This is a genomic window from Streptomyces sp. SID13726, assembly GCF_010548375.1.
GTDB lineage: Bacteria > Actinomycetota > Actinomycetes > Streptomycetales > Streptomycetaceae > Streptomyces.
The window spans coordinates 1-632 of record NZ_JAAGLY010000140.1 but is presented as its reverse complement, the minus strand read 5'-3'; the positions used below and the strand labels follow the sequence as shown (position 1 = coordinate 632).

1 pseudogene is annotated in these 632 nt (G+C 73.4%); it reads left to right on the top strand.

From position 1 onward, the window contains the following. Positions 1 to 632, top strand: a pseudogene (locus G3I78_RS46800) (serine hydroxymethyltransferase); the annotation flags it as partial.

Sequence of the window (632 nt, the reverse complement as noted above, 5' to 3'; positions counted from 1 at the left end):
TCGCCGCGGGCCTGCACCCGACCCCGGTGCCGTACGCCGACGTCGTCTCCTCCACGGTCCACAAGACGATCGGCGGCCCGCGCTCCGGCTTCATCCTGAGCAAGGAGGAGTACGCCAAGAAGATCGACTCCGCCGTGTTCCCGGGCCAGCAGGGCGGCCCGCTCATGCACGTCGTCGCCGCCAAGGCCGTGTCGTTCAAGATCGCGGGCTCGGACGACTTCCGCGACCGCCAGGAGCGCACGCTGCGCGGTGCGAGCATCATCGCGGACCGCCTCGCCCAGGCCGACGTGGCCCAGGCCGGCGTCTCCGTCCTCACCGGCGGCACCGACGTGCACCTCGTGCTCGTCGACCTGCGCCACTCCGCGCTCGACGGCCAGCAGGCCGAGGACCTCCTGCACGAGGTCGGCATCACCGTGAACCGCAACGCCGTGCCGTTCGACCCGCGCCCCCCGCGCGTCACGTCCGGCCTGCGCATCGGCACGCCCGCGCTCGCGACCCGCGGCTTCGGCGACGCCGAGTTCACCGAGGTCGCCGACATCATCGCGATCGCCCTGCGCGAGGGTGCCGCGGCCGACGCCGACACGCTGCGCGCCCGCGTGCAGAAGCTCACGGCCGACTTCCCGCTGTACCCG